General features: G+C 68.4%; 11 protein-coding genes. 6 read left to right on the top strand and 5 right to left on the bottom strand.

The features are described 5' to 3' along the window. The first annotated feature begins 35 nt into the window (after positions 1–35). The 3 genes from hflK to EZ216_RS04695 are packed head-to-tail and all read left to right on the top strand — an operon-like array spanning position 36 to position 2,497. Positions 36–1,355, top strand: a complete 1,320-nt coding sequence (gene hflK / locus EZ216_RS04705) for an FtsH protease activity modulator HflK (RefSeq protein ID WP_135248398.1) — start codon at positions 36–38, stop codon at positions 1,353–1,355. A 23-nt stretch (positions 1,356–1,378) separates the two neighbouring features. After that, the gene (gene hflC, locus EZ216_RS04700) at positions 1,379–2,284 is read left to right on the top strand and encodes a protease modulator HflC (protein ID WP_135248397.1); all 906 of its coding nucleotides are present in this window, start codon (positions 1,379–1,381) and stop codon (positions 2,282–2,284) included. Positions 2,285–2,305: 21 nt separating this feature from the next. Beyond that, positions 2,306–2,497: a DUF2065 domain-containing protein gene (locus EZ216_RS04695; RefSeq protein WP_135248396.1), complete on the top strand. Its 192-nt coding sequence runs from the start codon at positions 2,306–2,308 to the stop codon at positions 2,495–2,497. A 4-nt stretch (positions 2,498–2,501) separates the two neighbouring features. Here EZ216_RS04695 and EZ216_RS04690 read toward each other — a convergent pair whose 3' ends face one another. After that, complete coding sequence (locus EZ216_RS04690; protein WP_135248395.1) at positions 2,502–3,320, bottom strand: metal-dependent hydrolase; 819 nt, start codon at positions 3,318–3,320, stop codon at positions 2,502–2,504. A gap of 117 nt (positions 3,321–3,437) precedes the next feature. On the opposite strand from EZ216_RS04690, the gene EZ216_RS04685 reads away from it, so the two are divergent. After that, positions 3,438–4,016 carry a TetR/AcrR family transcriptional regulator gene (locus EZ216_RS04685; RefSeq protein ID WP_239024270.1) on the top strand — a complete coding sequence of 193 codons (579 nt, stop codon included), beginning with the start codon at positions 3,438–3,440 and terminating at the stop codon, positions 4,014–4,016. Between the two features lie 57 nt (positions 4,017–4,073). Here EZ216_RS04685 and EZ216_RS04680 read toward each other — a convergent pair whose 3' ends face one another. Then, positions 4,074–6,242: a sodium-translocating pyrophosphatase gene (locus tag EZ216_RS04680; protein ID WP_135248393.1), complete on the bottom strand. Its 2,169-nt coding sequence runs from the start codon at positions 6,240–6,242 to the stop codon at positions 4,074–4,076. A 220-nt stretch (positions 6,243–6,462) separates the two neighbouring features. On the opposite strand from EZ216_RS04680, the gene ppa reads away from it, so the two are divergent. Beyond that, entirely contained in the window at positions 6,463–6,999 is a 537-nt protein-coding gene (ppa, locus tag EZ216_RS04675) for an inorganic diphosphatase (RefSeq protein ID WP_135248392.1), read from the top strand. Between the two features lie 65 nt (positions 7,000–7,064). Here the strand turns inward: ppa and EZ216_RS04670 are convergent, their stop codons facing one another. The 3 genes from EZ216_RS04670 to EZ216_RS04660 form a co-directional block, all read right to left on the bottom strand. After that, entirely contained in the window at positions 7,065–7,874 is an 810-nt protein-coding gene (locus tag EZ216_RS04670) for an esterase/lipase family protein (protein ID WP_135248391.1), read from the bottom strand. A gap of 88 nt (positions 7,875–7,962) precedes the next feature. Continuing rightward, positions 7,963–9,519, bottom strand: a complete 1,557-nt coding sequence (locus EZ216_RS04665) for a wax ester/triacylglycerol synthase family O-acyltransferase (RefSeq protein WP_135248390.1) — start codon at positions 9,517–9,519, stop codon at positions 7,963–7,965. A gap of 78 nt (positions 9,520–9,597) precedes the next feature. Then, positions 9,598–10,779 (bottom strand): GNAT family N-acetyltransferase, encoded by a 1,182-nt coding sequence (locus EZ216_RS04660; RefSeq protein WP_135248389.1) that lies wholly within the window; start codon positions 10,777–10,779, stop codon positions 9,598–9,600. On the opposite strand from EZ216_RS04660, the gene EZ216_RS04655 reads away from it, so the two are divergent. Further along, positions 10,778–12,442, top strand: a complete 1,665-nt coding sequence (locus tag EZ216_RS04655; RefSeq protein ID WP_135248388.1) for an NAD+ synthase — start codon at positions 10,778–10,780, stop codon at positions 12,440–12,442. The two genes, EZ216_RS04660 and EZ216_RS04655, sit on opposite strands and share 2 nt — an antisense overlap. Positions 12,443–12,444 lie beyond the last annotated feature (2 nt).

Here is a 12,444-nt window from a genome sequence, read left to right as displayed (position 1 = left end):
TCCCGGCAGCCAACGAGAACAAACACACCTTGCGCATGAACCTACAACCCGCCGGCCGGATGGCCGCCCTGACCGGGCGGCTGCGAGGCATGTTCAACCTCAACGACCCGCGCTGGGGCCGGGGCGGCGACGACGGCAAGGACCGTCAGGACCCGCAACGCCCGGATCGCGGGCCCAACCAGGGGCCGCCGGATCTCGACGAACTCTGGCGCGATTTCAACCGCCGCCTGGGCGGCCTGTTCGGTGGCGGGCGCGGCCGCGGCCCGCGCGACCCGAACAACAATAACTACCAGCCAGACATGAAGAGCGCGGGCATCGGCATCGGCCTGATCGCCGGCTTGCTGGTGCTGATCTGGCTGGGCACCGGCTTCTTCATCGTGCAGGAAGGCCAGAAGGCGGTGATCACGCAGTTCGGCCGCTACAAGGCCACCGTGGGCGCGGGCTTCAACTGGCGCCTGCCGTACCCCATCCAGCGCCACGAGCTGGTGTACGTCACGCAGATCCGCAGCGTGGACGTGGGCCGCGACAGCATCGTCAAGGCCACCGGCCTGAAGGAATCGTCGATGCTCACCGAGGACGAGAACATCCTCGACGTGAAGTTCTCGGTGCAGTACCGCCTGAAGGACGCGCGCGCCTATCTCTTCGAGAGCAAGAACCCGGCGGAGACGGTGGTGCAGGTGGCCGAGACCGCCGTGCGCGAAGTCGTCGGCAAGATGCAGATGAATGCCGCCCTGGGCGAAGAGCGCGAGCAGATCGCGCCGCGCGTGCGGCAGTCGATGCAGGCCATCCTGGACCGCTACGGCGTGGGCATCGAGGTCGTCGCCATCAACCTGCAGCAGGGCGGCGTGCGCGCCCCCGAGCAGGTGCAGGCCGCCTTCGACGACGTGAACAAGGCGGGCCAGGAACGCGAGCGCCTGAAGAACGAAGGCCAGGCCTACGCCAACGACGTGATCCCGCGCGCCGCGGGCTCCGCCGCCCGTTTGCGCCAGGAAGCCGAGGCGTACAAATCGCGCGTCGTCGCGCAGGCGCAAGGCGATGCGCAGCGTTTCCGCTCCGTGCTGGCCGAATACCAGAAGGCGCCGCAGGTCACGCGCGACCGCATGTACCTGGAAACCATGCAGCAGATCTACGCCAACGTCACCAAGGTGATGGTGGATTCGCGGCAAGGCTCCAACCTGCTGTACCTGCCGCTGGACCGCATCCTGCAGCAGGGCGGCGCGGCGGCCGCACCGGCCGCCCCCGAGCCCGCGCCGTCGGCCGGCGCCTCGCCTTCTTCCTCCTCCTCGTCCGGCGCGTCGGCCGGCGACGCCCGCACCCGCGACAACGGACGCAGCCGCGAGCGCGAGAGCCGTTGACCGAAGCAGGACGAGACAACAAGATGAACCGCATCGGATTCTTCGCCGCGGCCGCCCTGGTGGTGCTGGCCCTCCTCAGCTCCATGCTCTTCGTGGTGGACCAGCGCCAGTTCGGCGTGGTCTACGCGCTCGGCCAGATCAAGGAAGTGATCACCGAGCCGGGCCTGAACTTCAAGCTGCCGCCGCCGTTCCAGAACGTCAGCTACATCGACAAGCGCCTGCTCAACCTGGACAGCAACGACACCACGCCGGTGCTCACCGCGGAGAAGCAGCCGGTGGTCATCGACTGGTACGTGCGCTGGCGCGTCACCGATCCCACCCAGTACATCCGCAACGTAGGTCTCGACGAGGCCACCGGCGCCAACCGCCTGGCCAACGTCGTGCGCAGCGCGTTCAACCAGGAGGTGAACAAGCGCACCGTGCGCGAGCTGCTCTCCAGCCAGCGCGAGAAGCTGATGGCCGACGTGAAGGCCGAGGTGCTGGAGCAGGTGAAGGGCGCCAACCCCTGGGGCATCGACGTCATCGACGTGCGCGTGACGCGCGTGGACTACAGCGAAGCCATCACCGAATCGGTCTACCGCCGCATGGAAGCCGAGCGCAAGCGCGTGGCCAACGAGCTGCGCTCCACCGGCGCGGCCGAGAGCGAGAAGATCCGCGCCGACGCCGACCGCCAGCGCGAGGTCATCATCGCCAACGCTTATCGCGACGCCCAGAAGATCAAGGGTGAAGGCGACGGGCAGGCCGCTTCGCTGTACGGCGAGGCTTTCGGCCGCGATCCGCAGTTCGCCCAGTTCTACCGCAGCCTCGAGGCCTACCGCGCCACCTTCAACAAGAAGAGCGACGTGCTGGTGGTCGACCCCAATGGCTCGGAGTTCTTCAAGGCGTTCCGCGGTTCGGGCGCGACGCCTGCCGCCCCTGCCAGGAAGTAGGCGTCTTGGGAGCAGGGCGTCTTGGGCGCTGACACCTTCTGGGCCGCGCTGGCGCTCGTGCTCGTCTTCGAGGGACTGTTCCCGCTGATCGCGCCGCGCGGCTGGCGCAATACGTTCCAGGCGTTGCTGCAGCTGCGCGACGGGCAGCTGCGGTTCTTCGGCCTGTGCAGCCTGCTGCTGGGCCTGCTGCTGCTGTGGGTGGCGCTCTCTTAGCCGCCTAGCGTCCCACCAGCGAGAAGCTGCCGGCGTTGTCTTCCAGCCAGCGCACCGAAGCGCTGCTGTCGTGCTGCGCGGGATTGAAGTCCCGCCTCAGGTAGTCCTTCCAGGGGCGGAAGGTCTGGCGCACCAGGCCGCGCCGGCCGAACAGGTACGAAGCGGCGCTCTTCCAGGTGCTCCACTTCCACAGCTCGCCTTCCTGCCGCAGGTTGCTCACCGTCTGGCGCAGCGTGTCGCCCAGGAAGATCAGCGTCACGCGCCGGAACCAGCGAACGCGCCACTCGTGGCTGCCGCCCAGCGCTTGGTACAGGTCGAAAGCCGTGCTCTTGTGCTCCGATTCCTCCGCGCTGTGCCACAGCCACAGCGTCTTCAGGCGCGGGTCGCGATCGCCCAGCAGGTCGGCGTTGCGCAGCATCCAGTCGGCGAAGATGGCGGTGAAGTGCTCGTTGGCCGCGGTGATGGCCAGCCAGTGGCGCACGTCCACGCCTTCCATCAGCGACAGCCGAGCGCGGGCGCGCGGCTCCCAGTGGTTCACCAGCCCGCGCTTTTCGAGGTGGCCGTTGTACAGGGCATGCAGGCGGCGATGGGTCGCCTCCTGGCCGACGAAACCCTGCACCTCGGCGCGGAAGCGTTCCTGCTTTTCCTGCGGCAGTTCCTTGAAGCCGTTGCGCACCGAATCGATGAAAAACTGTTCCCCGACGGGAAAGCTCATCGAGAGCGCATCGAACAGGGCGGTGCGGAACGCGTCGCCAGCGCACCAGCGGCTCTGGATGGGCTGCTCCATGTCGACGAGCAGGCGGCGGACGGTGAGATCGGTCATGGCAGGAATCCAGCGCAACGGTACGTGACGGTACCAATGTCGCGGATGATGCGAGCTGGCATGGGTACTGTCAAGTACCGATCATCTGCCGGGCGACGAGCGGCAAAATCGCGCGCCATGGCCGAGCCCGAGCTTCCCATCCCCGAACACCGCAGCCGACTGCTGGAGGGCATGGCCCGCGCCGTCGCGGCGAAAGGCTACGCGGCGACCACCATCGCCGACATCGTGCGCGAGGCCAGCGTGTCGCGCCGCACCTTCTACGAGCACTTCGGCGGCAAGAACGAGTGCCTGATCGCGCTGTACGAGGCGGCGAGCCGCAACGCGCTGAAGGTGCTGCGCAGCGCGATCGATCCCGCGCGGCCCTGGCCCGCGCAAGTGGAGCAGGCGCTGGGCGCCTACCTGCAGTGCCTGGCGAGCAATCCGATCCTGATGCGCACGCTGTACGTGGAGATCCTCAGCCTCGGTCCCGAAGGCCTTGCCTCGCGCCGCCGCGTGAACCAGGAGATTGCCGACTTCATGCTGGGCGTGGTGAACGGCGCCGGGGCGGGCCACGCCGTCACGCCGCAGATGGCGATGGCGGTGGTCGGCGGCATCAACGAACTGGTGCTCGAGGCCATCGAGCAGGACCGCGTGGCGCAGCTGGGGGAGCTGGTCGGCCCCGCCGCGCAGCTGGTGCACGCCGTCACCGGCAAATGAAAAAGGCCCGCGCGAGGCGGGCCTTCCGGTCGAAGCCCGCATGAGCGGGCCCGTGTCTCAGTTCGATGCCGCGGAAGCAGGCGCTGCCGCTGCGGGCGCAGCTGCAGCGGGTGCCGCCGCCGTCGGCGCGGTCACCGCCGCGGGCGCGGCATGTGGCGCAGCCGGCGCATCGCCCGGATGGAACTTCACCACCAGCGGCACGATGAGCAGCGCCACGATGTTGATGATCTTGATCAGCGGGTTGACCGCGGGGCCGGCCGTGTCCTTGTAAGGATCGCCCACCGTGTCGCCGGTGACCGCCGCCTTGTGCGCATCGGAGCCCTTGCCGCCGTGGTGGCCGTCCTCGATGTACTTCTTGGCGTTGTCCCAGGCGCCGCCGCCCGTGCACATGGAGATGGCGACGAACAGGCCCGTGACGATGGTGCCCATGAGCAGGCCGCCCAGCGCCTTCGGGCCCAGCACCAAGCCGACGACGATGGGCACCGCCACCGGCAGCAGCGACGGGATCATCATTTCCTTGATCGCGGCGGTGGTCAGCATGTCGACCGCGCGGCCGTACTCGGGCTTGGCCGTGCCTTCCATGATGCCCTTGATCTCGCGGAACTGGCGGCGCACTTCCTCCACCACGCTGCCCGCGGAACGGCCCACGGCTTCCATGGCCATGGCGCCGAACAGGTAGGGGATCAGGCCGCCGATGAACAGGCCCACGATCACCATCGGGTCCGACAGGTCGAAGCTGACCGTGCGGCCGAAGGTTTCCAGCTTGTGCGTGTAGTCGGCGAACAGCACCAGCGCGGCGAGGCCGGCGGAGCCGATGGCGTAGCCCTTGGTCACGGCCTTGGTGGTGTTGCCCACGGCGTCCAGCGGGTCGGTGACGTCGCGCACGCTGGGCGGCAGTTCGGCCATCTCGGCGATGCCGCCGGCGTTGTCGGTGATGGGGCCGTACGCGTCCAGCGCCACCACGATGCCCGCCATGCTCAGCATCGACGTCGCGGCGATGGCCACGCCGTACAGGCCCGCGAGCCAGTAGCTGGCGACGATGGCCACGCAGACCATCAGCACCGGCCAGGCGGTGGACTTCATGCTCACGCCGATGCCGGCGATGATGTTGGTGGCGTGGCCAGTGGTGGACGCTTGTGCCACGTGCTTGACCGGGGGGTAGTCGGTGCCGGTGTAGTACTCGGTGATCCACACCATGCCGGCGGTCAGCAGCAGGCCGACCACGCAGGTGCCGAACAGCGCCATCTGGCTCACCGTCTTGCCCTGCACCGTCAGCCCTTGCGGGAAAAACTGCTGGGTGACGAAGAAGAAGGCGATGAGGCTCAGCACGCCGGCCACGATCAGGCCCTTGTACAGCGCGGGCATCACGTTCTTCATGCCGGGCGAAGCCTTCACGAAGAAGCAACCGATGATGGAAGCGATGATGGACACCGCGCCCAGCGCCAGCGGCAGGATCACCGGATTGGCGCCGGCGCCCGTGACCATCAGGCCGCCAAGCACCATGGTGGCGATCAGCGTCACCGCGTAGGTCTCGAACAGGTCGGCGGCCATGCCGGCGCAGTCACCCACGTTGTCGCCCACGTTGTCGGCGATCACCGCCGGGTTGCGCGGGTCGTCCTCGGGGATGCCGGCTTCGACCTTGCCCACCAGGTCGGCGCCCACGTCGGCGCCCTTGGTGAAGATGCCGCCGCCCAGGCGCGCGAAGATCGAGATCAGCGAAGAGCCGAAGGCCAGGCCGATCAGCGGGTTCAGCGCCTTGCTGTCCGCCGCCGTGCCGCCCAGGTACCAGTAGAAGAGCGTCACGCCCAGCAGGCCCAGCCCGACCACCAGCATGCCGGTGATGGCGCCGCCCTTGAACGCCACGCCCAGCGCCGGGGCGATGCCGCCCGTGGCCGCCTGCGCGGTGCGCACGTTGGCGCGCACCGAGACGTTCATGCCGATGAAGCCGCAGGCGCCGGACAGCACCGCACCGACGACGAAGCCCGCGGCCGTCTGGCCGTCGAGGAACACGCCGATGAGGATGGCCAGCACCACGCCGACGATGGCGATGGTCTTGTATTGGCGGGCCAGGTAGGCCGCCGCGCCGGTCTGCACCGCCGCCGCGATCTCCTGCATGCGGGCATTGCCCGCGTCCATCGCGAGGATCGAGCTGCGGGCCCAGAACCCATAAGCCACGGCGAGGATGCCGCAGACGAGCGCCAGGATAAGCGCCGAGTTGCCAGTCATTCTTCCAGTCTCCTTCCATTGTCTGCTTGGAGGAAGCACCGCAAGCGGCACCTCCGCTGCGTTGCTTCCTCGTCGCATCCCGATGGCGGGAGACGATTGGCCAACGCGCGGACTATACAGGCGGAACCATGACGGGCCCGCTGCAGACGCGCCCCAGCAAGGCCGGCGAAAGTAAAATGCGGGTTAATCCTAGGCTTTCATTCCCAGCAGAACTCCATCCATGTCCCTCGACAACGTCACGCCCGGCAAGCAGGCCCCCGACGCGTTCAACGTGATCATCGAAATCCCGATGAACGCCGATCCCGTGAAGTACGAGGTCGACAAGGAAACGGGCGCCATCTTCGTGGACCGCTTCATGAGCACGTCCATGCACTACCCGACCAACTACGGCTACGTGCCGCAGACCATCAGCGGCGACGGCGACCCGGTGGACGTGCTGGTGATCACGCCGGTGCCGCTGATCCCCGGCGTGGTGGTGACGTGCCGCCCCATCGGCATGCTTCGCATGCAGGACGAAGCCGGCGACGACGCCAAGGTGCTGGCGGTGCCCGTCGACAAGGTGCTGGCCATCTACACGCACTGGCAGAAGCCCGAGGACATGAACCCGCTGCGACTGAAGACCATCGCGCACTTCTTCGAGCACTACAAGGACCTGGAGCCGAACAAGTGGGTCAAGGTGCTGGGCTGGGAAGGCCCGGAAGCCGCGCGCCAGGAAGTGCGCGAGGGAATGGAGAGCTACCGCAAGAAGCACGGCTGAGACGCCGCGCATCCAATGGAAAACGGCCGGGTCATGCCCGGCCGTTTTCGTTGGTGCGACGCGAGTCAGGCGCGCGCGGGATCGGGGAACACCAGCGCCTGCAGGCCGAACAGCGCGGGCGGCTGGAACGGCTTCCACGCCTTGGGCGATTGCGCCAGGCGATCGGCCACGGCCCACCAGGCCGAGGGATTGAGGCCCAGTCCCATGTGGCTGGCCACCACCTCGATGTTCTCCGTGCGCGCATGGTCGGGCCGCTGCAGGCTGCCTTGCCACGCGACAATGCCGTCGCTGCGCGAATAGATGCTGGTGGTGGGCACCGGCGGCGCGGCGGGCAGGTCGTACTGAGAGGCTTCGCGTTCGATGTCGCGGCCGCTGGCCAGTTCGTAGATGCGCCACGCGTTGGTGGACTTGGGGTGCGCCGAGAACGGCGTGCCCAGCGTGACGACGCAGCGCACGAGCTGCGGGAATTCCTTGGCCAGTTCGCGCGCGTACACGCCGCCCAGGCTCCAGCCGACCAGGCTCACCGGCCCGCCCGAGCTTTGGCAGGCGTCCTGCAGGTCCTGCCGCGCGCGCTCCAGCACGCCGGCGCGCGGGCCGAAGTTGAAGCCCTGGTCCCACCCGCGTGCGGCGTAGCCCAGCGAGCTGAGGTAGCGGCGCAGCGGGATGGTCGTCGCATCGGAAGCCGACAGCCCGGGAAACACCAGCACCGCGTGGCCATCGCCGGCGGGCGCGCGGCGAAGCACGGGCCACGCGGGCAGCAAGGCGCCGAACTCCCAGGGCGCGCGGAACTCCAGCGCCAGCAGGCCCAGGCTGGGCGGCGGCAGCGGTTCGTCGGCGGTGCGGTGGGAGCGGGAGCGTGCGCGGGTGGCGGGCATGGAAGGCCGGGAAGTGGAAACCCGACCATAGCAGCTGCGGCGCCCCGCAGCCCTCGCGAAAGCCATTAGCGGAATTAGGGGCCTGAGCCTAGGCGGCCTGCTTGCGCTGCGGCTTCGCGGCCGGCTTGCGCGGCGATGGCGGCTTCGTCTTCGCTGCGCGCTTTCTCGGCGCGGGCTTCGCCGGAGCCGCCGTTGCGGGCGCGGCAGCTGTGGGCGCTTCCGTGCCGAACACCTCGACGGCTTGCTCGAATGCCTTCTCCAACCCGCTGGCGAGCTGCTGCAGTTGCGGCAGGGCAGCCGGGTCCGCGATCAGGCCGAAGTCCACCCGTCCCGCATACGTCTGGATCGTGATGTTCAGCGCCATGCCGTGCAGGATGATGGACAGCGGGTGGAAGGTCAGCATGCGCGCGCCGGCCAGGTACAGCGGCATCTGCGGGCCCGGCACGTTGCTGATGGCGACGTTCGCCAATGCGGGCAGCCGCTCGGCGATGCCCGCGCTGCCGTAGGTCTTCAGCGCGAGCCGGCCCGCGCCGCCGACCAGCCAGGGCGCCATCAGCGACGGGTAGTCGGTGGGCAGCACCGACTTCAGCCCCGACAGGGCTTCCTTCACCTTGCCGGTCGATTCGAGGATGGCCTGCATGCGCGCCTTCGGGTCGGCCAGGTGCGTGCCCAGCTGCACCAGCGACAGCGAAGCCTGGTTGTTCAGCTCCTTGTTGCTCTCTTCGCGCAGGCTGACCGGCATGGCCGCCACCAGCGGCTTGCGCGGCACGGTGCCGTGCGCGTGCAGGTATTCGCGCAGCGCCGTGGCGCACACCCACAGCACGACGTCGTTGAAGCTGCCGCCGGCGGCCTTGGCCACGGCGCGCGCTTGCGCGAAGGGCAGGGTGGCGGTGGCGAAAGAACGGCGCGCGGTGATGCCGACGTTGAAGATCGTCCTGGGCGCCAGCTGCACCGGCGCCTTGGTCCTGGTGATCGACTGCCTGGCGAGGCCGCCGATGGACCCTGCGGCGGCGGGCAGCGTGCGCGCGAGCTTCGCGTACTGCGCCAGCGAGTTGGAGAACACCGCGCCGATCATCTCGCCGATGCGCAGGTCCGCGCCGCTGCGGCCGCGCCGCGAAGGGTCGGCCGGCGCCACTTCGCGCGGCACCGGCGTGAGGTCGAGGATGGCGTTGGCCAGCACCGTGCCGCCCTTGCCGTCCAGCGCGGCGTGGTGGATCCTGGAGTGGAAGGCGACCAGCCTGCCTTCCACCGCCATGCCCTTGGGCGGCGCCACGTTGTCGAAGATCGTGAACTGCCACAGCGGGTGGTTGCGGTCGATCAGCTCCGCGTGCAGCTTCGCGGCCGCGGCTTCCACCTGTCGCACGGTCAGCTTCGCGCCCGGCGCCTTGCGGATGTGGAAGTCGAGATCCACCTCGTCGGCTTCGACCCACATCGGGTGACCCATGTCGAAGGGCATGAACGCCAGGCGGCGCGTGAAGATGGGCGCCAGGTGCAGGCGGCCGGCGATGTGGTCCTGCACCGCGCGGTGGAAGCTGCCGCGGAAGCCCTTGGGCAGCTCGTACAGGTGGAGCGAGCCGACGTGCATCGGCGTCTCCGGCGTTTCCAGGTACAGGAACGTGGCATCCAGGCCGCTGAGTGTCTTCATGGGCGTCTCCTGCGCCCACGGTAACGCCGGGCCCGGCAGGTGGCATCGGGGTTTGCCTGCCCGATCGCGCTTTGGGGTTCAGCCTTTCTCGCGCCGGAACGGCGAGCGCGCTTCCAGATGCTCCAGGTAGTGCTCGATGCCTTCGCCCTCGCGCGCGAGGAAGCGTTCCACCGCATCGGCGAAGGAAGGATGAGCCAGCCAATGGGCGCTGTGCGTCTTCACCGGCATCAGCGCGCGCGCCATCTTGTGCTCGCCCTGGGCGCCGCCCTCGAAGCGCTGCACGCCATGCTCTATGCACCACTGCAGCGGCTGGTAGTAGCAGGCTTCGAAGTGCAGGCTGTCCACGCGTTCGATGGCGCCCCAGTAGCGGCCGTACGCGACGGCGGGCTGGGCGCTCTCGTCCGACACCGCGACAAGGCTGCACGCCACGTCGCGGCCGTTGCGTTGAGCCAGGAACAGCACCCAGTTCCCGCCCATGTCCGCCGCCATGCGGCGGAAGAAGTCGCGGCGCAGGTACGGCGGATTGCCGTGCTCGCGGTAAGTGCGGTCGTAGCAGCGGTAGAAGAAGTCCCACTCGCGATCGCCGATCTGCGCGCCGCGCAGCGCGCGGAACGTGACGCCGGCCTCGGCGACCTTGCGCCTTTCCTGGCGGATCTTCTTGCGCTTGTCCTGCGACAGCCCGGCGAGGAATGCGTCGAAGCTGTCCCAGCCCTGGTTTTCCCAATGGAACTGCACGGTGTGGCGCGCCATCAGGCCCGCGGCTTCGCACGCGCGCACGTCCGCGGGCGACAGGAAGAGCAGGTGCAGCGACGAAAGCTCCAGCTTCTCGCACAAGGCCGGCAGGCCGCGCGCCAGCGTCTCGCGCGCCGCGTCGTCGCGCGCGAGCAGGCGTGAGCCGGGCACGGGCGTGAACGGCACCGCGACCAGGCCTTTGGGGTAGTAGGCCAGGCCGTGCTGCTCGTACGCGTTGGCCCACGCCCAGTCGAACACGTACTCGCCGTATGAATGGTCCTTCACGTAGAACGCGCACGCGCCATGCAGCTCATCGCCGCGCCAAAGCGTGACGAAGCTCGGTTGCCAGCCGGTGTCGGCGGTGGCGCTGCGGCTGGCATGCAATGCGGCGAGGTACTCGTGCCGCATGAACGGCGTGGGCTGGTCCTGCGCCGCAAGCAATTCGTTCCACGCGGATGCGCCCACCTCCAGCGGCGATTCGCAGAGGCGGATGACATAATCGTCCGGCTGTTTTTTCACTGCTGCCATGGCCCTTCAGATTTGCATCGCCCAGCTCAACTACGTGGTGGGCGACATGCCGGGCAACGCTCAGAAGATCATCGACGCGGCGCGCCAGGCTTATGAGCAAGGCGCGCGGCTGGTGGTCACGCCCGAGCTGTCCCTGTGCGGTTACGCGGCCGAAGACCTGTTCCTGCGCCCGGCGTTCATCGCCGCTTGCGATGATGCCGTCAAAACGGTGGCCCGCGAGCTGGCGGGGTTGAAAGGCCTGCACGTCATCGTCGGCCATCCCGTCGGCGGCGACGTGCGCAGCAAGTCGGTGCAGGTGCAAAGGCGCCTGAACGCCGCCACCGTGGTCAGCGAAGGCCGCTTGCTGGAAACCTACGCCAAGCGCGAACTGCCGAACTACCAGGTGTTCGATGAGCGCCGCTACTTCACGCCGGGCCGCGGCACCTGCGTGTTCCAGGTCGAAGGCGTGAACGTCGGCTTGCTGATCTGCGAGGACGCGTGGTTCGACGAGCCGGGCGAGCTGGCGCGCGAAGCCGGCGCCGAGATGCTGGTGGTCACCAATGCATCGCCTTTCCACGTGGGCAAGGGCGGTGAGCGCGTCGCGCGCATGGCCGACCGCGCGCGTGCCGCGAACGCGCCCGTGGTCTATGCGCACTTCGTCGGAGGCCAGGACGAGGTGGTGTTCGACGGCAGTTCGTTCGCGGTCGCGGCCGATGGCACCCTGGTTGCGCGTGCTCCCTCGTTCAAGGAAGACCTCTTCACCGTGACGGTTGAAGGCGGTGGCGGAAAATTGTCGCTCTCCGGCCCGATGTCGCCGTCGCGCGAACCCGAGGCCGACCTGTGGGATGCGCTGGTGCTGGGCGTGCGCGACTACATCGGCAAGAACGGTTTTCCCGGCGTGCTGCTGGGCCTGTCGGGCGGCATCGACTCGGCGCTGGTGCTGGCCATCGCGGTGGACGCGCTGGGCAAGGACAAGGTCCGCGCCATCATGATGCCGTCGCCGTACACGCAGGACATTTCCTGGATCGACGCGCGCGACATGGCCAAGCGGCTGGGCGTGCGCTACGACGAGATCTCCATCGTGCCGGAGTTCGAGTCTTTCAAGGCCTCGCTCGCGAAGGAATTCGAAGGCCGCGCCGAGGACGCTACCGAGGAAAACATCCAGGCGCGCATCCGCGGCGTGCTGCTGATGGCGCTGTCGAACAAGTTCGGCAGCATCGTGCTGACCACCGGCAACAAGAGCGAAATGGCCACCGGCTACTGCACGCTGTACGGCGACATGGCGGGCGGCTTCGCGGTGATCAAGGACGTGTTCAAGACCAACGTTTTCAGGCTGGCGCGGTGGCGCAACGCGAACGATCCGTACGGCACGGGCGCCAACCCGATTCCTGAACGCATCATCACTCGCCCTCCCAGCGCCGAACTGCGCGCGGGCCAGGTGGACCAGGACAGCCTGCCGCCATACGACGTTCTCGACGCGATCCTGGCGCGCTACATGGAAGACGACGAGGGCGTGGAAGCCATCGCCGGCGAGGGATTCGACCGCGAGTTGGTGGAACGGGTGGCGCGCCTGGTGCGCATCAACGAATACAAGCGCCGCCAGGCGCCGGTGGGCATCCGCGTGTCGCACCGGGGCTTCGGCAAGGATTGGCGCTATCCTATTACCGGAAAGTTCCGGGCCTGAGG

This window comes from Ramlibacter humi (assembly GCF_004681975.1).
Classification (GTDB): Bacteria; Pseudomonadota; Gammaproteobacteria; order Burkholderiales; family Burkholderiaceae_C; genus Ramlibacter; species Ramlibacter humi.
The sequence above is the reverse complement of the archived record's forward strand: the minus strand, read 5'-3'. Positions and strand labels throughout refer to the sequence as shown.